The sequence below is a fragment of the Clostridium estertheticum genome (assembly GCF_026650985.1).
GTDB classification, from domain to species: Bacteria; Bacillota; Clostridia; order Clostridiales; family Clostridiaceae; genus Clostridium_AD; species Clostridium_AD estertheticum_C.
This window is the reverse complement of sequence record NZ_CP086239.1, coordinates 1079229-1104256: the sequence shown is the minus strand read 5'-3', so window position 1 is coordinate 1104256 and position 25028 is coordinate 1079229. Positions and strand designations below refer to the sequence as shown.

The following is a 25028-nucleotide window of genomic DNA, read 5'->3' as shown; positions in this document are numbered from 1 at the left end:
CATATAAATCCAAACATTCACTTTATATGCTATTGTTTAAAAATTATTTGCCTGCACATTTTTCACAAACACCATAAAATTTCAAACTATGGTCTTCAATCTTAAAATTATATTCTTTTTCAACAATTGATTCTAATTCTTCAAGTAAATCTCCTTGTACTTCTAGTACTTTACCACAGCGATTACATATAAGATGATGATGCTGATGGTGCTCATCTTGATGGTTAAGCTCATATCTGCTACATCCATCATCTAAATCAAATTTTCTAATTACGCCCATATCTTCTAAAAGTTGAACGGTTCTATAAATTGTAGCAAGACCTATTTCTGGGCAGTCAATTTTAACCAAGTCATATAGTTCTTCCGCAGTAAGATGGCTACCTTCACTTTTAATTATTCCATTTAAAATAGCTCTTCTCTGTGGAGTTAGTTTATATCCCTCTTGTTTTAAGGTTTCTTTTAAACTCTCAACGCTCTCTGGAGATACCTTTGACATATATATACCCCTTTTCTTATAACCATCATTTGACCTATAAGTATAAATTTCTTTACTATAGGTTTATTTTAATACTTTTTTCAAGCAATGTCAATTGATAATCATTTAGTATTAAGAAAACAGGATAATTTGTTTAAAATTTTTCAATTTAATTGAGGTTTTCCTCTATAATAGGATTAAATCTCATCAGAAGAAATCGCATCATACGCTTCTGAAATCATTTCAAACTCTTCATCGTCTTCTATTGTAACTAAAATATCATTACCATCTTCATCCTTTTCAATTCTTAGTGCAATTGCATCAATGTCTTCCTCTCCAGTTGGTGCAACTATAACATATTCCTTATCTTTAATGTCCAATTTTGTCAGCACATCAAATTCTATTTCCTTACCTTCTTCATCATATAATAGTACAGTCTCTACATTGTTATCCATTTTTTATCTCCTTTTGCATTATGTAATAAATAATATTTTAATTTAATCTCATGTTTTGTGATAGTTCGTTTTATAAACGTGTGCCTAAACTGTCTAAATATCCTTGCAAAATGAATGTAGCTGCAATTTTATCAACAATTTTTTTTCGTTTCGATCTTGATAAATCCCCCTCAAGCATTACTCTATTAGCAGCGACTGTAGTTAATCTTTCATCCCACATTTTCACTTCTAAGTTCAATGTTTCTCGGAGCTTTTCACAGAACCGTTGAACCTTTTCTCCTTGAGGTCCAATAGTACCATTCATATTTTTAGGAAGTCCTGATACAAAACTTTCTACATTATACTTTTTACATATTTTATCAATTTCTTCTATGTCTATTACTATACTTTTTCTTTTAATTGTTGTAATTCCTTGCGCCGTTAAACCAAGTGGATCACACACAGCTATCCCTATTGTTCTATCTCCAATATCTAATCCTAGTATTCTCATGTAAACCTCCTTTACCATTAGCCTTATTATATTACAGTATTATCTTAAAAAATAAAATGCCCATATGGGCATTTTATTTTTTTATGTCTAGATAAGATTTTAAAACTTCTTCTAATATTTCATCTCTTTCTAGCTTTCTTACTAACGCCCTTGCTCCATTATAGTTCGTTATATATGTAGGATCTCCAGAAATTAAATATCCTACCATTTGATTTACTGGGTTATATCCCTTTTTTATAAGCGAATTATATACGTCAGTTAAAATAGTTTTTGTTAAATCCTTTTTATCTTTTACAAAATCAAATTGGACTGTATTTTGATTACTATCCATTCTATACACCCCTTCCTTATAATACACTAAATACCATAATATACCATGTTTTAGTACACTCGGAAATAACTTCGTAATATTTTATATTTCTTATAAAAAATTGTACAATTACATACTAACGATAATTAAATTATTTCTAATTAATTATATTATAAAACAACTATTACAAAAAGTATACTATTTTACTAATCTTTCAATAATAGAGCATACATTATCTATTGCTTCATCTAATTTATCCGGAAGTTTTCCGCCAGCCTCTGCCATATTCGGTCTACCGCCGCCACCACCACCAGCAATTTTAGCTACTTCTTTAATTATTTTTCCACAATGAATTCCTTTATCTATCGCAGACTTAGATGCCATTGCAATAAACTGTACTTTGTCACCTACACTACTTCCAAGTACTACTACACCATCGCCGAGTTTATCGCGAAGTTTATCAGCTAAATCCCTTAATGCCTCTGAGTCCATGTTGCGTACAGTACCACAGATCACTTTAACACCTTTAACTTCTTTAACATTGTTTAACATTTCATCGACTGAAGAACTAGCTAGTTTTCCTTTTAATAATATTATTTCCTTCTCTTTGTCTTTTAATTCAACTAATTGAAGTTGTAATTTATTAATTATGTCCTTTTCTGAGCATTTTAATGTACTCGCAATATCTTTTAATTGATTGTTTTTATCCTCTAGAAATTCAATAGAATTAATACCCGTTATAGCTTCAATTCTTCTAACCCCTGCAGCTACCCCTGATTCAGATAAAATTTTAAAAAGGCCTATTTCTCCTGTGTTTTTAACATGAGTACCTCCACATAATTCCTTACTGAATTCACCTATAGATACAACTCTAACATCATCTTTGTACTTTTCATCAAATAAAGCTATAGCTCCACTTTCCTTAGCCTTTTCTATAGTCATGACACTCGTATTAACTGTATATGCCTTTAAAATATTGTCATTGACTATCTTTTGGACTTTAATAACTTCCTTCTCCGTTAATGCTGAAAAATGGGTGAAATCAAACCTTAATCTATCTTCATTTACATATGATCCTGATTGATGAACATGATCTCCTAATACCTTTTTCAAAGCTTCTTGCAGCATGTGTGTTGCTGAATGATTTCTACAAATTTCATTCCTTCTATCCTCGTTAACCTTAAGAGTTACTAATTCACCTGTTAGTAATGTTCCATCAATCATTTTGACAAGATGTACAATTTTCCCAGAAATACTCTTTTTACAATCATAAACCTCTGCCTTAAAATTATCATTAAAGATTATTCCCTTGTCTCCGATTTGGCCTCCCATTTCAGCGTAAAAAGGTGTCACTTCTGTTACAATTATTCCCTTTGAACCTTTTGAAAGTTCTGTAACAATCTCGTCTTCACTAATTAAAACTTTTACTTTAGAAAACAATTCAGTTTTATCATACCCTTCAAATTTAATTTCTATATCTTTAGGAATTAAATTCAAAACATTGTCTGCGTTACCCATGTAATCTGACTGTCCCCTGGCATCTCTTGCCATCTGCCTCTGATTTTGCATTTCGGTATTAAATTCTTTCAAATCAATCTTTATGCCTACATCTTCGAGTATTTCTTCTGTAAGTTCGTATGGAAATCCATAGGTATCATACAATTTAAAAGCCTTATCTCCACCTAATATTTTATCGTTATTGACTTCAAGTTCTTGTATATACCCTTTTAATATATCCATGCCTGCATCTATAGTTTCAAGAAATCTTTCCTCTTCAATTTTTACAACTTTCTTAATATAAGATGCTTTCTCCTTAAGTTCAGGATATGCTACGCAGGAATTTTTTATAACCATATCACAGAGTTCATATAAAAAAGTATTTTTAATTCCAAGTAGTCTACCATGCCTTGCAGCACGCCTTATTAGACGTCTTAAAACGTAACCTCTCCCCTCATTAGACGGAAGTATTCCATCACTTATCATGAAAGTTGTGCTCCTAACATGGTCAGTTATAATTTTTAACGATACGTCGATTGCAGGGCTTTCTTCACATTTAGCACCTGTAACCCTTGATACTTCATTTAAAATGTTTTTTATAGTATCCACTTCAAATATACTATCTGTGCCTTGCATTATAGCAGATATTCTCTCAAGCCCCATACCTGTATCTATGTTAGGATTCTTTAATTTATTATAGTTACCTTTTTCGTCCTTATCAAATTGAGTAAATACTAAATTCCAAAATTCTATTATTCTATCTTGATTTCCTGCTTCTATAAATTCTTCACTAGTCTTTATTCTACCTAATTTTACATTTCTATCAAAATGTATTTCTGAACTTGGACCACAAGGTCCTTGACCTATTTCCCAAAAGTTCTCTTCTTTTCCTAATTTGAAAATATGTAGAGGATCAATATCGGTATTTTTATTCCATATATTAAAAGCCTCATCATCATCTAAGTATACAGTTACATATAACTTTTCTTTTGGTATATTTAAAACCTCAGTTACATATTCCCAAGCCCATGGAATAATCTCCTGCTTAAAATAATCACCAAAAGAAAAATTCCCTAGCATTTCAAAGAAAGTACCATGCCTTGATGTCTTACCCACATTCTCGATATCTCCTGTTCTAATACACTTTTGACAATCAGTTATTCTAACACTAGGTGGTGTTTGAATTCCTGTGAAATATGATTTAAGTGGTTGCATACCTGCATTTACAAGTAATAAACTATTATCATTCTTAGGTACTAGAGGGAAACTCTCCAGTCTAAGATGTTTTTTACCTTCAAAAAATGTTAGAAAGGATTCTCTAATTTCATTCAAGCCTAAATTCTCCATAATATCTCCTCCGTTTATTTAAAATTCATGAATTTTTATAATACAAAAAAACCTTCACTTCCCTAAAACAAGGGACGAAAGTTTTCCGCGTTACCACCCTAATTATATCGCTATATAATTAATAAAATTAACTATATAGCGATATCTCTCAATAAAAACAGGTTCAAAGATAGCTTCAATATACCCATCAAGAAGTTTTCACCACCCACTTCCTCTCTAAATGACTCCATATATTTACTAACTCTCATCATTACCTAATATTAACTTTAATTATTCATTAAAACATATTTTAACTAAATATCTTATTATATATAAATTATAAGTAATAATCTATTTCTTGTCAATATTTAAGAATTAATTACAACATCTAAAATAAATAATAATTTAAGTCCTCGTATATAACTTTAATTACTACTCCTAGTGGTACTGCAACTATCATACCTAATATTCCTCCAACTGCTCCACCTATCATTAATAATAATATTACCGTCAATGGATGCATACTTATGCTTTCTCCAATTATTTTTGGTGATAATAAACTTCCTTCAATTTGTTGAAGTGCAAATATCCATATAGTTGTGTATAACGCTATTTTGGGAGATTCTAGTAGTGCAATCAAAATTATAGGTATTAGTCCAAATATAGGACCAAAATATGGTATTATGTTAAAAATACCATTTATCAAAGCTAATATTAATGGAAAATCAACTTTCATAAACATTAAGATTAAAAAAGTAGCAATAGTTATAATTCCACATAAAATAAGCTGACTCATAATATATCTACCTAGTACCTTATCAATATCATCTATAATTTTTTTTATTATATTCCTGCTCTCTGGTGGGAAAATTATAAGTGTCTTATTTATCATGTTTTCACTATCACATAAAAAGTAATATATTATTAAAGGCGAAACCATATAAGTTAATATATTCTCCCCAAGCCCCATGATAAAATCAAGTAACTTATTAAATATTAAAAGAATTTGTGCATTAGATTTATAATATATAGTGTTTATAATACTATCCATAATTTTATTCGTACTCAATACCTTTATTTTTGTTTTCGCATTGATTAAATAACTCCCCAAATCGTTTATTACTTTTTTTATAGATAAACTTTCTCTAAATATTGATGGTATCACCACTATAAATATTAGTAATATTAAAACTAATAGCCCAACTACTATTAAAGCAGATGCTGCCTTTTTATTTACCCCTCTTCTAATTAAAAGCATATATAATGGTTTTAGACCATACGCTATAATAAACGATATAAATATTAAATTTAGTAATTGTTTAATAATTGGTATTCTTATAGCTATAGCGATTGTTACTATTAATATAACAATGCTTACAACGCATACAACTAGCCTCTTTTTATTGATTTTTTTCATTTAATTTCCCCTGTACAAAAAAGTTATGAGGCATACTTTTAAAACAATATTGATCGTGATTTGGAATATAAAGAATATTTTCTTCACCAAGTATTAATTCATTTATTAATATTATTCTTTTCCCACGAAGCAAATTTGTAATAAATCCTGAAGATACTATAACCCCTTTTATTATAAAATTGTTGCCTGTAAAGGTAATATCCTCCACCATGCCCAATACATTTCTGCATATATCTATTACATCCATACTAATAAAACTATGTAAGCATAAATGTGTACTTTTTTCTACTTTTTTAACCACCATATCTTTATTAAAGTATATGATGTCTTCTTTTAGTACACTCAGATTTTTTTGAAAAAAATTGTATGGGGATATTAGAAATCCAATTACTTTACCTTTATTAAAATCTATTAATAAGTCTTTAATAAATCCAATTTTTTTACCATCCACACTCACAACATTCATAAATATAAAATCTTTACTTTTAAACATATTATCTCCTATATCAAAATAATTTAATTGTTTTTCTTATACTTATCTTTTCCAATTAGTATAAAAAATATTACATAAAATAAATATAAATGATTAAAATAGTATTTATACTTACTCAAATAATTAAATAAAAATAGAACTACATTGAGTACTAATCAATGTAGTTCTATTTTTATTTAGAATTATACTACCAAAGCTTCAGATTTTGTGACTCTCTATAATTATTTATTGCATTATGTATAGTTTGCTCTGCGAGTACAGAGCAATGCTCTTTCACAACGGGTAAACCCTCTAAAGCCTCAATAACTGACTTGTTGGTTAATTTCCAAGCCTCTTCTAAAGTTTTTCCTTTTATAAGTTCTGTCGCAATACTCGACGATGCTATAGCTGAGCCGCAACCAAACGCCTTGAATTTAACGTTGATTATTATATTATCCTTTACCTTAATATAGATTTTCATTATGTCTCCGCAATTAGGGTCTCCTGCTTCTCCAATACCATTAGCATCACCTAATACACCCATATTTCTTGGACTATAAAAATGCTCCATAACCTTATCACTATATTCCATAGTATTACTCCTTTCCTCTCAATAAAATTGTTGATAACAGCATCCTAATCGTTACTTTATACTATTAACTATTATTTTTTATAAACGCAGAGGGATATCTAGTTTTTAACTAGATATCCCTCTGCTATAATCATTCACTAAAGTAGCAATATTTATATTGAATTTATAAAATTTTCTCTATTATTCCTCCGCCAACTACTAAGTTTTCTAAATAGAAAACTACCGATTGACCTTTGGTTACAGCTCTTTGTTTCTCATCAAAAACAACCTTTACTCTATTATTTTCCATAGGAATTAAAGTAGCCGATTGTGGAATTGCCGAGTATCTAATTTTAGCTGTAACTTTCAAATTTGAGGTTAATTTATCAAAAAGAATAAAATTCAAATCTTTAGCTATGAGCCCAGTTTTAAAGATATCTTCTTCATCACCTACTATTACTTGATTAGTAATAGGATTAATATCATTAACAAATACAGGTTTTCCTAGAGCAATGCCCAGTCCTTTTCTTTGTCCTATAGTATAATACACTATTCCCTTGTGTTTCCCTATAACTACTCCTTGCTTATCAACAAAGTCTCCTGGTTTTATAACCCTGCCACTATATTTTTTAATATAATTTCCATGGTCATTATCAGGTATAAAACAGATTTCTTGGCTATCCCTTTTTTTAAAAACTTCAAGACCAATTTTCTCTGCAATCTTTCGTATTTCTGGTTTAGTATATTCTCCACAAGGCATTAGAGTACGGCTTAGTTGATCTTGCGTTAAACCATATAAAGCATATGTTTGATCTTTCTTATTATCTTCTGCATTTTTAAGCACGTACCTATCATCTTGTTTTTCGATTTTAGCATAATGCCCTGTAGCTATATAATCAGCACCAAGTGCTCTCGCTTTTCTTAAAAATTCATCGAATTTAATAGTCCTATTGCATACAATACAAGGGTTGGGAGTTCTACCTTCCATATATTCATCAATAAAATTATCAATAACATTTTTTTTAAAAACATCTTTAAAATTCATAACATAAAATGGTATATCTAACACATCAGCAACACGCCTTGCATCATTTGCAGCTGATATAGAACAACATCCGCCTTCATTTTCCTCATAATCTGGATTATCTGGTGAGAGCTTCATCATAATTCCTATAACCTCATAACCTTGCTCTTGCAAAAGATATGCCGCTACAGAGCTATCTACTCCACCACTCATTCCAATAACTACTTTTTTCTTCATTTAAAATCACCTATTCTTCTGGTATTTCACCATGTATGTCATCGTGTTCTTCATAATCAAATTCCTCTAGACCAGCTTTTTTTCTATAATCATTTATTGCCATATGAATTGCTTCTTCAGCTAGTACCGAGCAATGCATTTTTATTGCTGGAAGTCCATCTAGAGCTTCAGCTACAGCTTTATTTGTTAATGTCCATGCATCATCTATAGATTTACCTTTAATAAGTTCTGTTGCCATACTTGAAGAAGCTATAGCTGATCCACAACCAAAGGTTTTAAATTTTGCATCTACTACTATATTATCTTCAACTTTTAAATAAACTTTCATAATATCTCCACATTTAGCGTTACCAACTTCACCTATACCACTAGCATTTTCAATTTCTCCTACATTTCTTGGATTAGTAAAATGGTCCATAACTTTTGCACTGTAATCCATATTATTTTTCCCCCTTCTTTAAGTAGTCATCATATAATGGTGACATATCTCTTAATCTTTGTATAACTTTTGGAACTGTTTCTAATACATAATCTACTTCTTCCTCAGTGGTAGCATCGCCTAAAGTTAATCTAAGTGATCCATGAGCTATTTCATGAATAAGGCCAATTGCAAGGAGCACGTGAGATGGATCTAAAGACCCAGATGTACATGCACTTCCACTTGATGCTGCGATACCCTTTGCATCGAGCATTAACAATATGGATTCACCTTCAACAAATCTAAAACTAATATTAGAGTTTCCTGGAAGTCTTTTTTCTCCTATTGGTCCATTAAGCCTTGTGAAAGGTACTTTTAATAATCCATTCATAAGTTTATCTCTTAAAATAACTAATTTTTTATTATTCTCTTCCATGTTCTCAACTGCTAGTTCTAGAGCTTTACCAATTCCAACTACGCTAGCTACATTTTCAGTACCAGCTCTTTTATTTCTTTCTTGACCACCACCATGTATTAAATTTTCTATTTTAATACCTTTTCGTATATATAAAGCTCCTATGCCTTTTGGTCCGTAAAATTTATGACCAGCAAGTGATAATAAATCTATATTCATATCTTTCACATCAACTGGTATGTGTCCAACGGCTTGAACTGCATCTGTATGGAAAAGTATTTTTTTACTTCTACATAATGCTCCTATTTCTTTTATTGGTTCTATTGTACCAATCTCATTATTAGCAAACATTACCGATACCAAAATTGTTTTGTCAGTAATTGCATTTTCTAGATCTTTAATATTAATAAATCCATATTCATCTACCGGTAAATATGTAATATCAAATCCATTTTTCGCTAAATATTCACAGGTATGAAGTACTGCATGATGTTCAATTACTGTAGTAATTATATGATTTCCTTTTTTCTTATAAGCAGAAGCTATACCCTTTATAGCCCAATTATCTGCTTCTGAACCACCACTTGTAAAAAATATTTCGCTTGAATCAGCATTTATCGCTTTTGCTACCTTGTCACGACCAATATCAATTGCCTTTTTAGTTTCCCTCGCCAAAGTGTAAATTGAAGATGGATTTCCAAAATATTCTGTAAAATACGGAAGCATTTCTTCCATAACTTCTGGTTTAACATATGTTGTTGCAGCATGATCCATGTAAATTGATTTATTCATTATCCTTCACTCCTTTAATTAATGTCATTTCGTTATAATCAGATACAATATCTTTTAAATTTATAGAAGTAGTTACACTATCTATACTATTTTTAATTTTTTTCCATAATGGCCGAGTGGCACAACAATCAATATTAGTGCATTCTTCATCATGAAGACAAGTTGAAATTTCTATCGGTCCCTCAAGTACATTAATAATATCATAAATAGTTATTTCCGCAGGCGGTCTATTGAGTAAATATCCACCCTGGGATCCTCTTACACTTTTAATAAGCTTGGCTTTTCGAAGTGATGAAAATAATTGTTCTAAATAATATTCAGATATACCTTGTCTTTCAGATATACTCTTTATAGATACAGGTTGTTCTCCATAATTTATCGCTAAATCTACCATGGCTTTAACTCCATATCTTCCCTTCGTAGATAATTTCATTTAATCACTCCTTTTTATCATCATCTGCGCAGCTATTTATTAACACCTTAAGTGCTATCAATCATCACCTAAGGTGTTATTTATCATCGCAGGTGGTGAAGCATTAACAAATTCATAAGGAAATTTACACTCCTAAAGTTTTCACTCTGTTTAAGTATGTAATAACTGCTTATAATAGTGAATCTTTCCTTATGAGTTATTATTAAAGTAGAGTGTTTTACTACACTTTCTAAATTCATAATATCAAATCCTAGTATTCTTGTCAACTATAAATTTAAGTATTTTCTTTTATTATATCTATCCATAACCCATATTATCTGATTATCCACTAATAATCAGATAATATGTCCATAATACTCGATATTACATAATCATAAAATTATTAAAATAACACAAAAACTAAATTTATATTCATCCTTGAAGTATTCAATTATATATAGTATAATTTAACAAGCACTTTAGCGGATGATCACCCATGTAAGTACAACACTTATGTCGGGTTTTTTATGTTTTTATAGGAGGTACTAATAATGAAAAATGAAATTGTAAAACCATCAATTTTACCTGGCTTTATGGAGTTATTACCAGCAGATCAAATTGAGTTCAACAAATTAGCAGATACAATAAGGAAAACTTATGAAAGTTTTGGATTTATGCCAATAGATACTCCAGTAATAGAAAAATCAGAGATTTTACTCGCAAAAGGTGGTGGAGAAACTGAAAAACAAATCTATAGATTCTCAAAAGGTAGTAATGACTTATCTCTTAGATTTGATTTAACCGTTCCTCTCGCAAGGTACGTTGCTCAAAATTCTAATTCCTTAACTTTTCCTTTTAGAAGATATCAAATTGGAAAAGTATATAGAGGAGAGAGAAATCAAAAAGGGCGCTTTCGCGAATTTTATCAATGCGATATTGATATTGTTGGAAGCAACAATTTAAGCATTTTAAATGATGCTGAAATTCCTAGTATCATTTACTCAATATTTAATAATCTCGGTTTCGAGGATTTTACCATAAAAGTAAATAACAGAAAAATTCTAAATGGTTTTTTTGAATCTTTAGGTATTGAAGATAAATCTGACGTTCTAAGGACTATTGATAAGATAGATAAAATTGGAGTAGTAATAGCTACTCAAGAATTGCTAACTAGTGGATTAAGTAAGGGAGTTATAGATAAAATTCTTGAGTTTATTAATGCTCGTGGAAGCAACGAAGATATCCTACTATTTTTAAAGAATTTAGATATTTCTAATTCAACCTTTAAAGATGGTGTAAGTGAACTTTCAACCGTTTCAAAATATGTGAAATTGTTTGGGGTTCCAGATAACAATTTTAAAATTGATTTAAAAATTTCAAGAGGTCTTGATTATTACACAGGAACGGTTTATGAAACATTTTTAAACGAATACCCATCTATTGGTTCTGTATGTTCCGGTGGTCGTTATGATAATTTAGCAGAATATTATACAAAACAAAAATTACCAGGAGTTGGGATTTCAATTGGATTAACTCGCTTATTTTATCAATTAAATGAAGTTGGATTCTTTAAAAATGATACAAACAGCTGTATAACAAAAGTACTCGTCATCCCACTTGATAATAATGTTATTGATTATGCAATTTCTTTTGCAAAATCCTTAAGAGACAAGGGTATTGTTACAGAAATTTACCTAGAGGACACTAAAATAGTAAAGAAACTTGGTTATGCAAATAAATTAGGAATACCATATACAATTTTAATAGGTGATGAAGAAATACAAAATAAAACTGTTACAGTGAAAAATATGGTCACTGGTTTGCAAAAAACTACTAGTTTAGATGAAGCTTATAAAATGGTTAATATTTAAGTCATATTTTTCAAAATCATAATTTTGTATCACCTTTTCCTCGTAATCCTAATATTATATACTGTAAATAACTTTACGGGGAGGAGTATCATGTCATGTGAAGATAATAGTCCAAGCTACAGAGATTTGATACTTGGCATAAATAAAAAGGTCCCTCTTATATCTGGGAAAATGGTTACTGCAATTAATTTTGATAATGCAGCAACTACACCACCATTTAAATCTGTTATGGAAGATATTATTGATTTTGCACCATGGTATTCCTCCATTCATCGTGGCGAAGGATATAAGTCCCAATTAACTACCAAAGTATATGATGATTCTAGAAATATTGTAAGTAACTTTGTTAATTCCGATTCTAGTAATACAGTTATATATGTTAAAAACTGCACAGAAGCCCTTAATAAACTATCCAATTTATTGTACAATCCTTATAAAAAAAATGTTATATTAACTACAGATATGGAACATCACTCAAATGACCTACCCTTTAGAGATAAGTTTATTGTAGAATATATTTCTGTAGATGAAGATGGGAAGTTGTCCTTAGATGATTTAGAGTCTAAATTGAATAAGTACAATAATTATGTAAGCTTAGTCACAATTACAGGTGCTTCAAATGTAACTGGCTACAAAAACCCTATATATGATATAGCTAAACTAGTTCATAAATTTAATTCTAAATTATTAATTGATGGAGCACAATTAGTTCCTCATGCTCCTTTTATAATGAATAGTAAAAATTCAGAATGTAATATAGATTTTCTGGTTTTCTCTGCTCATAAAATGTATGCGCCTTTTGGGACTGGAGTATTAATTGGCCCGAGTAGTATTTTAGATAATTGTGAACCTGATTTAGTAGGTGGTGGAACAGTCGATATTGTCACTCATGATTTTATAAAATGGAATGACTCTCCACAAAGACATGAAGCTGGCTCACCAAATGTTATAGGATCTATAGCTTTGGCCGCGGCTATTAGGACATTGAGTAAAATTGGTATGGATAACGTGGAGCGTGTTGAAAAGAAATTGACGACCTATGCTATCAATAAAATAAAAAATATACCAAATATTAAAATATATTGCGACACTTCTAGGTGCGTTGACAGAGTTAGTATAATCCCATTTAATATATGCGGAATGCATCACGCACTGGTTGCAAAAATACTCTCCTATGAATGCGGCATCTCGGTAAGAAGTGGTTGTTTTTGTGCCCAACCATACCTAGTTAAGCTACTAGGTATTTCTAATGACTTTCTAATTAAGCGTTTAGAAAATCCTGATTTGTATCACCCAGGAATGGTTAGAATTAGTTTTGGACTTTATAACACATACGCGGAAATCGATATATTGGCTTATGCTCTAGAACAAATTTCTTTAAGGAGAGAATATTACATTATTAAATATGAAAATATGAAAAAGACACTTTTTGACTTTTAATATGTATTTTTTAAATCAAAATAGTACACTACCTTTGTGTACTATTTTTATAATATATGGATTTTCTATTTTATATAGTCATATACTCCATTTTTCTTTCTTTAAAATAAACAGGTTTCAAGTTGCATATTTCACAGAGCCTAATAGCCTGAGTAAAATAAGAACCAATATCTTCTGCATTATGAGCATCTGAACCTATGGTTACATATTTCCCACCTATTTGTCTGTATGCTTTATAAATATTAATTAAATTATTATATGCTTCCCGGTTTCCGAGACGCCTAGTATTAATTTCAATTGCTTTTTCGTTTTGTACTATAGATTTAAAAATCTCATTTATATATTCATTAAATTCATGATAATGTATTTCCTTATCATTGTAAGTTGCATATCTCGATATATAATCAATATGGCCTAAGCTATCAATGAAGTCATACTGCTCCACATTCGCAATCATACTTAAAAAATATTTGTCAAAGGCTTCTTTCTTAGTCTTGTCTTCATAATATTTAGGGTAGTAAATATCTTCTCCACCTACTGCATGTATAGACCCAATTATATAGTCAAAAGGATATTTGTTTGCAACTTCTTTATTTTCCTCTAAACAAATTTCTTGCATTCCAATTTCAATTCCAAGCATAAGCTTTTTACTCCTATATTTCTCATAGTCATTAAAATACTTATCTATATCAAAAATCATATCTGCACCTTTGGGAAATTTTAAATCTAAATGTTCTGTAAAAATCATACCTATACCACTTTTTCTTGATTGTTCCAGAGCATACTGAACTTTCATTTCAGAGTCATCAGAAAAATCTGTATGTATATGTGAGTCAATCATAATTCATCTCCCCTGTATTTTTTTAGAATATTTAATATCTATTAATTATATTAATACCTTTAATTGCACCAAAAATCAATACAAAAATATATAACAGCAACCTATTTAAATTAGGTTACTGCTATTTATATACTTTCTATTTATATAATGGGAATCTGTTACATAATTCTTTTACTTTCTCTCTAATTGGTACTAAATTTCCTTCTCTATTTTCTATAGTTTCATTTATGAGTTCAGCTATTATTTTCATTTCTTCTTCTTTAAATCCTCTTGTAGTTACAGCTGGTGTACCAATTCTTATACCACTTGTAACAAATGGACTTAAAGTTTCATTTGGTACAGTATTTTTGTTTACTGTAATCCCAACGATATCTAATAACTTTTCAGCTTCCTTACCAGTAATATTTTTATTTGTTAATTCTATCAATAAAAGATGATTATCTGTACCACCAGATACTAATTTAAAACCATATTTTTGAAGTTCTTTTCCAAGTAGCTTAGCATTTTTAACCACTTGTTCAATATAAACTTTAAATTCTGGTTTAAGAGCTTCTCCGAAACAAACAGCTTTGGCTGCTATAGTATGCATTAAAGGTCCACCTTGCATACCTGGGAAAATAGATTTATCTATTTGTTTTGCATATTTTTCTTTACATAAAATTACTCCACCTCTAGGACCTCTCAAAGTTTTATGAGTTGTTGTAGTTACAAAATCAGCATATGGAACTGGAGACTCATGTGCGCCTGTTGCAACAAGGCCTGCTATATGTGCCATATCTACAAACATATATGCATTAACTTCATCACATATTTCTCTAAATAGTTTAAAATCTATAGCTCTTGGATAAGCGCTAGCTCCAATGACTATCATTTTAGGATTATGTTTTTTAGCCAAAGCTCTAACTTTTTCATAGTCTATTGTTTCTGTCTCTAAATCAACACCATAAGGAACGAAATTATATAATATTCCAGAGAAATTTACCGGACTTCCATGAGTTAAATGTCCTCCATGGCTCAAATTCATACCTAGTACTGTATCTCCTGGTTTAAGCACAGAGAAATATACAGCCATATTAGCTTGAGATCCTGAATGAGGTTGCACATTAGCATGTTCAGCACCGAAAAGTTCTTTGATTCGCATGCGAGCTAAATCTTCTACTTTATCAACTACTTCACAACCGCCATAATATCTTTTCCCAGAATATCCTTCTGCATATTTATTAGTTAATATAGATCCATTTGCTTCAAGTACAGCTCTGCTAACAAAATTTTCTGAAGCAATTAGTTCGATATGATCCTCCTGTCTTGTATTCTCTTCCTCAATTATTTCATAAATTGCTAAATCACTGTTTTTTAAATATTCTTCCATGTTCATACCCTTCCTCTCGTCTTTTAAATTAAATAATCTAATAAAATGATTCCATTAATAATTATAAAAATCAATAAAAATAATACTCTGAAATTTCAGAAATAAATAGTATAAGTATATTATAAAATTTTATACGATAATTATCAACTAAAACATGCTAATTTCATGAAATTTTCTGGTTTTTCTTATAAAATATTATTAATATAAGAAATTAATACTACCTAAATCACATTTTTTAATCATAAGTGACATATTGAAATCCGCAAAATAATAAATAAAATAACTTAATTTTCTAACTAATAAGAATTTATTAGCTTTATGGTATATACTAATAGAGCAATTTTATTATTATATACTATATAATATCTAAAGTTAAATTTATTCAGAAAGGAGATTATATGTATACTGACGATATTATTCAAATCGCTGCTGAAGCAGGTAAAATCATTTTAGAAAATGGTGGGGAAACTTATAGGGTAGAGCAAACAATAACTATGATATGTAAGTCTTATGGCGTATCACGAACTGAAAGTTTTGTTACTCCTACGGGCATTATGATTTCTATAACTAATAGTAAAAATCAGACCATTTCATTAATTAGAAGAATTCACATTAGGACAGTTAATCTTCGCAAGGTTTCCATGATTAATAATCTATCAAGGCAAGTTGTATCGACCCCTTTATCCATAGCGGATATAAAAAAAGAGATTGAATATATTAATAATTTACAACCTTATTCTGAAAAGACTACTACTTTTTTTTCAGCTTTCTGCGCAGGATTTTTTACGTTACTTTTTGGTGGAAATTATAAAGATTTCTTTGTAGCCTTTATAATCGGAGCCCTTATTAATTATTTAAGTTTATTTTTAGATAAATTTGAAGTAAATAGTTTTTTAAAAAATACACTTGGCGGTTCTGTAGCTGCGCTCATAGCGCTAATAGCTAACTCACTTCATTTAGTAGGTAATATGGATACTATAATAATAGGATCCATAATGTTATTAGTACCTGGCATAGCCATTACAAATGCAATAAGAGATACTATTGCTGGAGATTTAGTTTCTGGTATATCTAGATCAATAGAAGCTTTGTTTATAGCTGTTGCCATATCTTCTGGCACGAGTATAATTTTCAAAATTTGGTTCTTATTGTTTGGAGGTACTCTTGTATGATACTTAATTCTTTTTACGCATTTTTAAGCTCTCTAGGTTTTGGAGTATTATTTAACATTCGTGGTAAAAACTTATTAATTGCATCACTTGGAGGAGGGCTTGCTTGGCTTACTTATCTTATTTCTGGAAGACTTCAACCATCCCTCGTTTTTTCATTGTTTCTTGCATCAATGGTTGGTAGCATATATTCAGAAATAATGGCAAGATTATATAAAAATCCTGTGACTATGTTTGTAATCTGTGCAATTATCCCCCTTGTGCCCGGTGGTGGAATGTATTATGCCACCCTTGAAGCTGTAAAAGGTAACTTTACTGTTGCCCTAACCAAAGGTGCTGAGACACTATTTAGTGCAGGTGCAATTGCACTTGGAATAGTATTGGTAGCTTCAATAAGTACGATTTTCAAAAAAATAAAGAAGTAAAATTTGATATCAAATTTTACTTCTTTATTTTTACTTTAAAAACATAAGAAAAGTTGAGACTAGCTCTTCAATTTTAGCTTTTTCTTCATTCTTTTCTTCATCACTACCATTATCCTCATGTAAAAGACAGTTTTTTGTATATCTTTCTAAAACAAGTCCACCAACTTTATTCATAGCGGCTCTTGCTGCGGCAACTTGAACCAATACGTCTTTGCAACAAGCTTCACACGTTATCATCTTTTCTATACCTTTAACTTGTCCCTCAATCTTTCTCAATCTAACTTGGATATTTTTTACTAATTCGTCATTTATTGATTTATCATCATTTATCATTTTACCTCAGCTTTTGTAATACCAAGTTCTTTAAGCTGTTTGTCATCTACCATGTTTGGTGCTTCACTCATTGGACAGTAAGCATTTTGATTTTTAGGGAAAGCAATAACATCCTTAATATTATCTGTTCCCGCTAAAAACATTATCATTCTATCTAGTCCAAAAGCAAGTCCGCCGTGAGGTGGTGGTCCAAATTTAAACGCTTCTAGTAAGAAACCAAATCTTTCCCATGCCTTTTCCTGTGTAAATCCTAAGACTTTAAGCATAGTTTCTTGAAGCTCTGAACTATGTATTCTTATACTTCCTCCACCTAATTCTTCTCCGTTTAAGACTATATCATAAGCTTTAGCACGAACTCTACCTGGCTCTGATTCAAGATACTGTAGATCCTCATCCATTGGCATTGTAAAAGGATGATGTGCTGCTATATATCTATTTTCTTCTTCGCTATAATCAAATAAAGGGAATTCTGTAATCCATACAAAATTAAATTCCTTATTATCCTTTAAAATTTCTAGTTCTTTAGCTACATGTAATCTTAAGGCTCCTAAACTTTGAAGTGTTATACTATCCTTATCTGCAACAATAAGCACTAAATCTCCAGTTTTTGCCTCTACCTTATCGAGTATTTCTTGCATTTGCTGGTCATTAAAGAACTTAGCCATAGGTGATTTTATTCCATCTTCTTTACATGCAATCCAGGCAAGCCCTTTTGCTCTATAAGTCTTAACAAACTCACCAAATTTGTCTAATTTCTTTCTTCCCATATCTGCAGCATTCTCAACTTTTATAGCTCTTACTGAGCCACCATTTTCTATAGCGCTTTTAAACACTACAAATTCAGAATCTTTTACGACACTTGTAATATCGTTGATTTCCATTCCAAATCTTATATCTGGCTTATCTGAACCATATTTACTCATAGCTTCTTTATACTTCATTCGCCTTATAGGAAGTTTAACATCTTCATTCACAACTTCTTTAAATACTTTTTTAATTAGTGCTTCGTTAATAGCCATAACATCATCTTCTTCAACAAACGACATCTCTATATCAATTTGTGTAAACTCTGGTTGTCTATTAGCTCTCAAATCTTCATCTCTAAAACATCTTGCAAGTTGAAAGTATTTATCATACCCCGACACCATTAGTAATTGTTTAAATAGCTGTGGTGATTGTGGAAGTGCATAGAACATACCTGGGTAATTTCTACTTGGGACTAGATAATCCCTGGCACCCTCAGGAGTACTTTTTGTAAGCATAGGTGTTTCTATTTCTAAGAATCCATTTTCATCTAAAAAGTCACGAACAACCTTAGTTGTTTTAGATCGTATCATAAATATTTTCTGCATATCTGGTCTTCTTAAATCTAGGTATCTATATTTTAGACGTATATTTTCTGCTGCATCTAGACCTTCTTTTATATATATAGGTGGTGTTTCTGATTCAGATAATATTTTTATATTCTCTCCTTTAACCTCTACAAGTCCTGTTGGTAGATTTTCATTTGGAGACTGTCTTTTAACAAGTTCACCAGTTACAGCAAGGCAGTACTCTGGTTTTACTTTATCTGCTTTTTCAAAAGCTTCTTTGTTTATTTCTTCTCCAAATACTAATTGAAGTATTCCTGTTCTATCTCTTAAATCTATAAAAACAAGTCCCCCTAGATTTCTTTTTCTTTGAACCCAGCCCATTACTGTTATTGTATTTGATATGTGTGATTCTCTAAGATCTCCACACATATTGGTTCTCTTTAAACCATTTAATGCTTCTGCCATTTTATTTTTCTCCTTCCCTTTGATAAATTATATTAACACTTAACTTAGTACCCTTAGGCGCTTTAATATCCATTATAATTTTAAGTATATAATGTATTTAGTAATAAAATTTTCTTATCAATCATTTCATCTACTCTTTTTATGTATTCACGAACATCCTTTACGTTTGCGAACCTTTCATGTCTATTTTCATCTAAAAACACAACTTTAGAAACTGCATCTGCACCTAGCGCAATGACTGTCTGTTTTTCTTCAATCATTTGAATATTATAGATTCCTTCTTTAGAAAGTGCTGTATATCCTACATTCTCCATATTACCTATCATATTTTTCTGCTTATACATATAGTATGGTTTCATATTAAGTTTTTTTGTTAATTCTACAGTAAGTCCATACATTTTATTTAATTCTTCTTGCCCTGGAACTTCAAACCTATAATTATTAAGCATATTTTCATGGAGCCTTGAAGCTCTTTTTATAGACATACCATGAATTGTAATACTATCTGGTTTAATCTTATAAATTTCATTACAAGTTTTAACCATATGCGAAATTTTTTCTCCAGGTAGACCTACTATCAAATCCATATTTATATTATCAAACCCTAATTCCCTTGCCATTTCAAATTTTTCAAAAACATCTTCTACGTTGTGGTTTCTTCCAATTAATTTCAATGTATCATCATTCATAGTTTGAGGGTTAATGCTTATTCTATGTACTCCATATTTTTTCATAGTAATTAATTTTTCACGTGTTATGCTATCCGGTCTTCCGCATTCCACTGTAAATTCGCGAACATTGTTTTGCAAAATAAATGCATCATATATATAATTCATTATAAACTCAAATTGTTCATTGTTTATTGCTGTAGGTGTACCACCGCCAAAATATACACATTCTATATTTAGCTTCTTTACGCGTACATACTCACCTATACTCTTAATCTCATGGGCTAAAGCCTCAAGATAAGGCATAACAATATTTTTGCATTTACCTATAGGATTAGAAGTAAAAGAACAATATATGCACCTAGTAGGACAAAACGGCATATCAATATAAATACTTACATTATTCTTTTGTTTATTAACAATATTTCTCTCAAACTTTGCAACATCAATACAAAGTTGTGCTTTATCTTCTCTTGTAACATGTTTTTCTTTAAACTCTGCGATTATTTTATCGTCTGATACTCCCCTTTCGAGCAAATCAAGAGCTTTTTTAGAAGGTCTAATCCCTATTATTGTACCCCAAGGAAGTTCCTGAGTTGTGTTTTTAGAAAAATATATAAAAACAGCCTTTTTAACTTCATCCTTAAGTTTATATGTATTATTAACAAAATACTTAAAACTTTCAGGCTCGCCTTGTATATCTATTACAGTTTCCCCTACATTAATATTAAAATCATAATCTTCTTCTACGAATTTAATATCCGGGAAAAAATAAAATAAATTTATGATTTGAAATACATCATAATTAAATTGTTCATTACTTAATTTTACTTTTATCATCTTAACTCCTTAATAAACATAGTGTATTATACACCATATTAATCCTGTAAAAATGGATTGTTTAATTTTTCTTTATTTATCGTGCTACCAGGTCCATGACCAGGATAGACCAAAGTGTTGCCTGGAAGACATAAAAGCTTTGATTTAATACTATTAATTATAGTATTAAAATCTCCTCCTACGAAATCTGTTCTCCCAATAGAACCTGCAAAAAGTGTATCACCAGTAAACGAACATTTGCCTGTTAAAAAGCTCATACCACCTGGTGTATGCCCTGGAGTATCTACACAAGTAATTTGAATGTTTTCAATTTTTATTATATCACCATCACTTAATAATTTATCTGCACCACCTTTAATAAGAGGTCCAAATAAATACTCACCTTTAGTTATTAAATCATCATCTTTTTTGCTTATACAAACTATTGCATTTGTTATTGCTTTAAGTTCGCAAACTCCCGATGTATGATCTACATGACCATGTGTTAAAAGTATGTACTTAACTTTCGCACCCATATTGTTTATTACTTTAACAATATCATCAACATCTCCACCTGGATCAATCACTACCGCTTCACCTGTGTTCTTATCCATTACAATATAACAATTTGCTCCATATATTCCTGCTATAACTTTTTTAATTTCCATTCTAATCCTCCTAGAAATCTTTCTTACTCTCTAAAAGTAGAGTTACTGGGCCATCATTTTGGATATAAACCTGCATATCCGCCCCAAATTCTCCAGTTTTAACTTCGCCTATTACTTCTGCGCACTGTTTTACAAACTCTAAATACAATTTTTCGGCTTGCTGACCACCAAGGGCCCGCATAAAACTTGGTCTTCTGCCTTTTCTGCAATCTCCATATAATGTGAATTGTGAGACTATAAGAAGTTCTCCGCCAACATCTACTAAAGATTTGTTCATTTTATCATCTTCATCAAAAATTCTAAGGTTTAAAATTTTATCCTTTAAGTACTTTATATCATCTATTGTATCTCCATCGCATATTCCAACTAAAACATTTAAACCAAACCCTATTTCACTAACTACTTTTCCACTCACTTCAACCCTTGATGATTTAACTCTTTGAACTACTGCTCTCATGAATACATCTCCTAAATAAAATAAAACAATTCTTAATTTTTAATCCTATAAACTTCTAATACACCAGATAATTTAGCTATTTTCTTTTGTAATTCTTTCAAATTATCTATACCTGCAACTTTTAACTTTATATTTATTAAGGCTACATTGTTTTTTAAAGTTTTTGCATTAATTGAATAAAGTTGAGTTTTAGTTAATGTTATTATCTCCATTATACTAGATAATAGACCATATTTGTCATCTGCTTTAATTTGAATTTCGGTAATATAACCTTTGCCCTCTGAAGCTCCCCAGCTTACTTCAACAACCTTATTTGCATCATTATCTATTAACGATTTAGCGTTTTTACAATCACGTCTGTGAACAGAAACTCCACGTCCCATTGTTATATAACCTATTATTTCGTCTCCTGGAACTGGATTACAGCATTTAGCGAAACGTACAAGTAGATTTCCTTCACCTTTAACTATTAATCCTGAATAATCCAATTTCTTTTTCTCATCTTTGCTTATAGTCTTAGTTATCTTTTCCTCAATATCCTCGACTGTCATATTTTCTTGTTTATTTTTATTCTCATAAACCTCTTTTAATCTGTTAACTACAGTTGAAGGCATAATATCTCCCACTCCAACATATGCAAATAAATCATCTAAACTTCTAAAGTTGTATTTTTTATATATTTTTTCTATTGCTTCACCCTTAGCAATAACTCCGAAATTATATTCTTGTCTTTTGGATTCTCGCTCTAATAATTCTTTACCTTTTTCAATGCTTTCTTCTCTTTTAGACTTTTTAAACCAGGCCTTGATTTTACTCTTGGCTTGATTACTTTTTGTAATATTTAGCCAATCAATATTAGGACCCTTAGCCGTAGGTGAAGTTATAACTTCAACTATTTCTCCAGTTTTTAAGTGATATTCAAGTGGCACCATTCTTCCATTTACTTTTGCACCCATGCACTTATTACCAATATCTGTATGTATTCTATATGCAAAATCAATTGGAGTTGCATCTAATGGTAAGTTAATAACCTCACCTTTTGGTGTAAATACAAAAACTTCATCTGAGAATAAATCAATTTTAAAACCTTCCATAAATTCTTCTGCATCAAAAGTTTCTCCTTGCCATTCAAGAATATCCTTGAGCCATGAAAGTTTAGAATCAAGATTTTTATCATCACTTTGATCTGTACCCTCTTTATACTTCCAATGAGCTGCAATACCATACTCTGCAGTTTTGTGCATCTCATAGGTTCTAATCTGTATTTCAAAAGGTTTTCCATGTGGTCCTATTACTGTTGAATGAAGTGACTGATACATGTTAGGTTTTGGCATAGCAATATAATCTTTAAATCTTCCTGGAATTGGTTTATAAACTGTATGCACTATCCCTAAAGCCGCATAGCAATTACCAATATCATTAACTAAAATTCTAACTGCAGTCAAATCAAAAACTTGATCTATAGTCTTATTTTGGGTAACCATTTTTCTATATATACTGTAAAAATGCTTTGGTCTTCCATCAAGTTCAGCTTCTATTCCAACAATATTTAAGTTATATTTTAATTCTTTCATTATATTGTTAATATTATCTTCACGCTCAACTCTTTTTTCAGCAATTTTTCTTACTAGATTATAATATTCATTTGGGTTTAAATACCTAAGTGATAAATCCTCAAGTTCCCATTTTATTTTAGACATTCCAAGCCTATGTGCAAGTGGAGCATAGATATCCAAGGTTTCTTTTGCCTTTTGTTTTTGTTTTACAATTGGCATATATTTAAGCGTTCGCATATTATGAAGTCTATCTGCAAGCTTAATAAGAATAACTCTAATATCTTTTGCCATAGCAAGTAACATTTTACGAACATTATCAGCTTGTTCCTCTTCCTTAGTCTTATATTTTATGAGACCAAGCTTAGTAACACCTTCCACTAAATTTGCTACTTCTATATTAAATTCTCTGCTTACATCTTCAAAAGTATATACTGTATCCTCAATTACATCATGAAGTAAGCCCGCAACAATTGTACTAGTATCAAGTCCCATTTCTGCTAAAATACATGCTACTTCAACTGGATGAACTATATATGGTTCACCAGATTCTCTCTTTTGCTCTTTATGTGCAGCATAAGAAAAATTAAATGCTTTAATAATAAGGTCTTTGTCTACATTATTACAATTATTTTCAATCTTAGATAATAATTTTTCTAACATGCTTATACACTCCTAAAATCAAAGGCTGGTTAAATAACCAGCCAATACTTTTTACTAATATTATATAGTAATTTGTAGAATTATGCAATTTTAATTTATTCACTAAATAAACTAGACTAACTATTATATTTTACAAGAGACATTATATCATAATCCTTAAGTTTTTCTTTGCCGTGAAGATCTGTAAGTTCTATTACAAAATTCAAAGAAATAACATCTCCACCCATTTGTTCTATAAGTTTTGTTACCGCTGCAACTGTCCCACCAGTAGCAAGTAAATCATCTACGATAGCTACTCTTTGTCCAGGCTTTATTGCATCCTTATGTATTTCAAGTTTATCAGTCCCATATTCAAGTTCATACTCAATTTGCAAAGTTTCATAAGGTAACTTACCAGGTTTTCTAACTGGTACAAATCCTGCTCCAAGAGCATAGGCTACAGGTACCCCGAATAAAAAGCCTCTTGCCTCTGGTCCCACTATAACATCTATTTGCTTATCTCTTAAATATTCAACAATATCGTCTATTGTCTGCTTAAGAACCTTTCCATCTTGTAATATGGTAGTTATATCTTTAAAACTAATACCTTTCTTTGGAAAATTTTCTATTACTCTAATACTATTTTTAAGTTCCATTGTTATCCCCCTAAATTAAATAATATAT

At 30.4% G+C, this 25028-nt stretch carries 25 protein-coding genes; 4 read left to right on the top strand and 21 right to left on the bottom strand.

The features are described from left to right. Positions 1 to 43: 43 nt before the first annotated feature. The 12 genes from LL038_RS05570 to LL038_RS05515 form a co-directional block, all read right to left on the bottom strand. Positions 44 to 496 (bottom strand): Fur family transcriptional regulator, encoded by a 453-nt coding sequence (locus LL038_RS05570; RefSeq protein WP_216121531.1) that lies wholly within the window; start codon positions 494 to 496, stop codon positions 44 to 46. Positions 497 to 672: 176 nt separating this feature from the next. After that, positions 673 to 930, bottom strand: coding sequence for a DUF1292 domain-containing protein (locus LL038_RS05565; protein WP_071612956.1), 258 nt, complete (start codon positions 928 to 930; stop codon positions 673 to 675). Positions 931 to 1000: 70 nt separating this feature from the next. Further along, positions 1001 to 1420 carry a Holliday junction resolvase RuvX gene (gene ruvX / locus LL038_RS05560; protein WP_171297108.1) on the bottom strand — a complete coding sequence of 140 codons (420 nt, stop codon included), beginning with the start codon at positions 1418 to 1420 and terminating at the stop codon, positions 1001 to 1003. Positions 1421 to 1493: 73 nt separating this feature from the next. Then, positions 1494 to 1751 (bottom strand): IreB family regulatory phosphoprotein, encoded by a 258-nt coding sequence (locus LL038_RS05555; protein ID WP_071612958.1) that lies wholly within the window; start codon positions 1749 to 1751, stop codon positions 1494 to 1496. A gap of 177 nt (positions 1752 to 1928) precedes the next feature. Continuing rightward, entirely contained in the window at positions 1929 to 4574 is a 2646-nt protein-coding gene (gene alaS, locus LL038_RS05550; RefSeq protein ID WP_216121533.1) for an alanine--tRNA ligase, read from the bottom strand. Between the two features lie 367 nt (positions 4575 to 4941). Next, on the bottom strand, positions 4942 to 5970 hold the full coding sequence (locus LL038_RS05545; protein WP_216121535.1) for an AI-2E family transporter: 1029 nt from the start codon (positions 5968 to 5970) through the stop codon (positions 4942 to 4944). Beyond that, the gene (locus tag LL038_RS05540; protein ID WP_216121537.1) at positions 5954 to 6463 is read right to left on the bottom strand and encodes a PRC-barrel domain-containing protein; all 510 of its coding nucleotides are present in this window, start codon (positions 6461 to 6463) and stop codon (positions 5954 to 5956) included. Before LL038_RS05540 ends, LL038_RS05545 begins: the two co-directional genes overlap by 17 nt. A gap of 187 nt (positions 6464 to 6650) precedes the next feature. Beyond that, on the bottom strand, positions 6651 to 7034 hold the full coding sequence (gene nifU, locus LL038_RS05535) for a Fe-S cluster assembly scaffold protein NifU (protein WP_216121538.1): 384 nt from the start codon (positions 7032 to 7034) through the stop codon (positions 6651 to 6653). A 163-nt stretch (positions 7035 to 7197) separates the two neighbouring features. Next, positions 7198 to 8274 carry a tRNA 2-thiouridine(34) synthase MnmA gene (gene mnmA, locus LL038_RS05530; protein WP_216121540.1) on the bottom strand — a complete coding sequence of 359 codons (1077 nt, stop codon included), beginning with the start codon at positions 8272 to 8274 and terminating at the stop codon, positions 7198 to 7200. Between the two features lie 10 nt (positions 8275 to 8284). Further along, positions 8285 to 8713 (bottom strand): Fe-S cluster assembly scaffold protein NifU, encoded by a 429-nt coding sequence (nifU, locus tag LL038_RS05525; RefSeq protein ID WP_071612965.1) that lies wholly within the window; start codon positions 8711 to 8713, stop codon positions 8285 to 8287. 1 nt (position 8714) lies between these two features. Then, complete coding sequence (gene nifS / locus LL038_RS05520; RefSeq protein ID WP_216121542.1) at positions 8715 to 9899, bottom strand: cysteine desulfurase NifS; 1185 nt, start codon at positions 9897 to 9899, stop codon at positions 8715 to 8717. Continuing rightward, positions 9892 to 10332: an RrF2 family transcriptional regulator gene (locus tag LL038_RS05515; protein ID WP_216121544.1), complete on the bottom strand. Its 441-nt coding sequence runs from the start codon at positions 10330 to 10332 to the stop codon at positions 9892 to 9894. Before LL038_RS05515 ends, nifS begins: the two co-directional genes overlap by 8 nt. Positions 10333 to 10862: 530 nt before the next feature. Between LL038_RS05515 and hisS the strand changes: the two genes are divergently transcribed. Continuing rightward, positions 10863 to 12182: a histidine--tRNA ligase gene (gene hisS / locus LL038_RS05510; protein ID WP_216121547.1), complete on the top strand. Its 1320-nt coding sequence runs from the start codon at positions 10863 to 10865 to the stop codon at positions 12180 to 12182. Between the two features lie 90 nt (positions 12183 to 12272). Then, positions 12273 to 13622, top strand: a complete 1350-nt coding sequence (locus tag LL038_RS05505; RefSeq protein ID WP_216121549.1) for an aminotransferase class V-fold PLP-dependent enzyme — start codon at positions 12273 to 12275, stop codon at positions 13620 to 13622. 70 nt (positions 13623 to 13692) lie between these two features. On the opposite strand, the gene LL038_RS05500 is transcribed toward LL038_RS05505, so the two are convergent. Both LL038_RS05500 and glyA read right to left on the bottom strand, forming a co-directional pair. After that, positions 13693 to 14466 (bottom strand): histidinol phosphate phosphatase, encoded by a 774-nt coding sequence (locus tag LL038_RS05500; protein ID WP_216121752.1) that lies wholly within the window; start codon positions 14464 to 14466, stop codon positions 13693 to 13695. 133 nt (positions 14467 to 14599) lie between these two features. Next, positions 14600 to 15832 (bottom strand): serine hydroxymethyltransferase, encoded by a 1233-nt coding sequence (glyA, locus tag LL038_RS05495; RefSeq protein WP_375292998.1) that lies wholly within the window; start codon positions 15830 to 15832, stop codon positions 14600 to 14602. 398 nt (positions 15833 to 16230) lie between these two features. Here glyA and LL038_RS05490 point away from each other — a divergent pair, with 398 nt between their 5' ends. After that, positions 16231 to 17004: a threonine/serine exporter family protein gene (locus LL038_RS05490; RefSeq protein WP_216121553.1), complete on the top strand. Its 774-nt coding sequence runs from the start codon at positions 16231 to 16233 to the stop codon at positions 17002 to 17004. Continuing rightward, the gene (locus LL038_RS05485) at positions 17001 to 17426 is read left to right on the top strand and encodes a threonine/serine exporter family protein (protein ID WP_216121555.1); all 426 of its coding nucleotides are present in this window, start codon (positions 17001 to 17003) and stop codon (positions 17424 to 17426) included. Before LL038_RS05490 ends, LL038_RS05485 begins: the two co-directional genes overlap by 4 nt. Positions 17427 to 17456: 30 nt before the next feature. On the opposite strand, the gene LL038_RS05480 is transcribed toward LL038_RS05485, so the two are convergent. The 7 genes from LL038_RS05480 to LL038_RS05450 all read right to left on the bottom strand — a co-directional run bounded on the left by LL038_RS05480 (position 17457) and on the right by LL038_RS05450 (position 25000). Continuing rightward, positions 17457 to 17759 carry a metal-sensitive transcriptional regulator gene (locus tag LL038_RS05480; protein ID WP_152752383.1) on the bottom strand — a complete coding sequence of 101 codons (303 nt, stop codon included), beginning with the start codon at positions 17757 to 17759 and terminating at the stop codon, positions 17457 to 17459. Continuing rightward, entirely contained in the window at positions 17756 to 19537 is a 1782-nt protein-coding gene (gene aspS, locus LL038_RS05475; protein WP_216121557.1) for an aspartate--tRNA ligase, read from the bottom strand. The genes LL038_RS05480 and aspS overlap by 4 nt, the downstream gene beginning before the upstream one ends. Positions 19538 to 19617: 80 nt before the next feature. Then, on the bottom strand, positions 19618 to 21045 hold the full coding sequence (locus LL038_RS05470) for a coproporphyrinogen III oxidase (RefSeq protein ID WP_216121559.1): 1428 nt from the start codon (positions 21043 to 21045) through the stop codon (positions 19618 to 19620). A gap of 38 nt (positions 21046 to 21083) precedes the next feature. Further along, complete coding sequence (locus LL038_RS05465) at positions 21084 to 21692, bottom strand: MBL fold metallo-hydrolase (RefSeq protein ID WP_216121561.1); 609 nt, start codon at positions 21690 to 21692, stop codon at positions 21084 to 21086. Between the two features lie 10 nt (positions 21693 to 21702). Continuing rightward, entirely contained in the window at positions 21703 to 22149 is a 447-nt protein-coding gene (gene dtd, locus LL038_RS05460; protein ID WP_216121563.1) for a D-aminoacyl-tRNA deacylase, read from the bottom strand. A 32-nt stretch (positions 22150 to 22181) separates the two neighbouring features. Then, a complete protein-coding gene (locus LL038_RS05455; RefSeq protein WP_216121565.1) occupies positions 22182 to 24365 on the bottom strand; it encodes a RelA/SpoT family protein in 2184 nt (727 codons plus the stop codon). A gap of 116 nt (positions 24366 to 24481) precedes the next feature. Next, positions 24482 to 25000, bottom strand: a complete 519-nt coding sequence (locus LL038_RS05450; RefSeq protein WP_216121567.1) for an adenine phosphoribosyltransferase — start codon at positions 24998 to 25000, stop codon at positions 24482 to 24484. Between the last annotated feature and the right edge of the window lie 28 nt (positions 25001 to 25028).

What these genes read in the sequence shown, in the direction of transcription:
- LL038_RS05540 (WP_216121537.1), bottom strand. Translation starts at nt 6,463, where the DNA reads ATGTTTAAAAGTAAAGATTTTATATTTATGAATGTTGTGAGTGTGGAT.
- LL038_RS05450 (WP_216121567.1), bottom strand. Translation starts at nt 25,000, where the DNA reads ATGGAACTTAAAAATAGTATTAGAGTAATAGAAAATTTTCCAAAGAAA.
- nifU (WP_071612965.1), bottom strand. Translation starts at nt 8,713, where the DNA reads ATGGATTACAGTGCAAAAGTTATGGACCATTTTACTAATCCAAGAAAT.
- LL038_RS05490 (WP_216121553.1), top strand. Translation starts at nt 16,231, where the DNA reads ATGTATACTGACGATATTATTCAAATCGCTGCTGAAGCAGGTAAAATC.
- LL038_RS05465 (WP_216121561.1), bottom strand. Translation starts at nt 21,692, where the DNA reads ATGGAAATTAAAAAAGTTATAGCAGGAATATATGGAGCAAATTGTTAT.
- LL038_RS05545 (WP_216121535.1), bottom strand. Translation starts at nt 5,970, where the DNA reads ATGAAAAAAATCAATAAAAAGAGGCTAGTTGTATGCGTTGTAAGCATT.
- LL038_RS05505 (WP_216121549.1), top strand. Translation starts at nt 12,273, where the DNA reads ATGTCATGTGAAGATAATAGTCCAAGCTACAGAGATTTGATACTTGGC.
- ruvX (WP_171297108.1), bottom strand. Translation starts at nt 1,420, where the DNA reads ATGAGAATACTAGGATTAGATATTGGAGATAGAACAATAGGGATAGCT.
- nifU (WP_216121538.1), bottom strand. Translation starts at nt 7,034, where the DNA reads ATGGAATATAGTGATAAGGTTATGGAGCATTTTTATAGTCCAAGAAAT.
- nifS (WP_216121542.1), bottom strand. Translation starts at nt 9,899, where the DNA reads ATGAATAAATCAATTTACATGGATCATGCTGCAACAACATATGTTAAA.
- alaS (WP_216121533.1), bottom strand. Translation starts at nt 4,574, where the DNA reads ATGGAGAATTTAGGCTTGAATGAAATTAGAGAATCCTTTCTAACATTT.
- LL038_RS05485 (WP_216121555.1), top strand. Translation starts at nt 17,001, where the DNA reads ATGATACTTAATTCTTTTTACGCATTTTTAAGCTCTCTAGGTTTTGGA.
- dtd (WP_216121563.1), bottom strand. Translation starts at nt 22,149, where the DNA reads ATGAGAGCAGTAGTTCAAAGAGTTAAATCATCAAGGGTTGAAGTGAGT.
- aspS (WP_216121557.1), bottom strand. Translation starts at nt 19,537, where the DNA reads ATGGCAGAAGCATTAAATGGTTTAAAGAGAACCAATATGTGTGGAGAT.
- LL038_RS05565 (WP_071612956.1), bottom strand. Translation starts at nt 930, where the DNA reads ATGGATAACAATGTAGAGACTGTACTATTATATGATGAAGAAGGTAAG.
- LL038_RS05515 (WP_216121544.1), bottom strand. Translation starts at nt 10,332, where the DNA reads ATGAAATTATCTACGAAGGGAAGATATGGAGTTAAAGCCATGGTAGAT.
- LL038_RS05555 (WP_071612958.1), bottom strand. Translation starts at nt 1,751, where the DNA reads ATGGATAGTAATCAAAATACAGTCCAATTTGATTTTGTAAAAGATAAA.
- hisS (WP_216121547.1), top strand. Translation starts at nt 10,863, where the DNA reads ATGAAAAATGAAATTGTAAAACCATCAATTTTACCTGGCTTTATGGAG.
- LL038_RS05470 (WP_216121559.1), bottom strand. Translation starts at nt 21,045, where the DNA reads ATGATAAAAGTAAAATTAAGTAATGAACAATTTAATTATGATGTATTT.
- mnmA (WP_216121540.1), bottom strand. Translation starts at nt 8,274, where the DNA reads ATGAAGAAAAAAGTAGTTATTGGAATGAGTGGTGGAGTAGATAGCTCT.
- LL038_RS05480 (WP_152752383.1), bottom strand. Translation starts at nt 17,759, where the DNA reads ATGATAAATGATGATAAATCAATAAATGACGAATTAGTAAAAAATATC.
- LL038_RS05570 (WP_216121531.1), bottom strand. Translation starts at nt 496, where the DNA reads ATGTCAAAGGTATCTCCAGAGAGCGTTGAGAGTTTAAAAGAAACCTTA.
- glyA (WP_375292998.1), bottom strand. Translation starts at nt 15,832, where the DNA reads ATGGAAGAATATTTAAAAAACAGTGATTTAGCAATTTATGAAATAATT.
- LL038_RS05455 (WP_216121565.1), bottom strand. Translation starts at nt 24,365, where the DNA reads ATGTTAGAAAAATTATTATCTAAGATTGAAAATAATTGTAATAATGTA.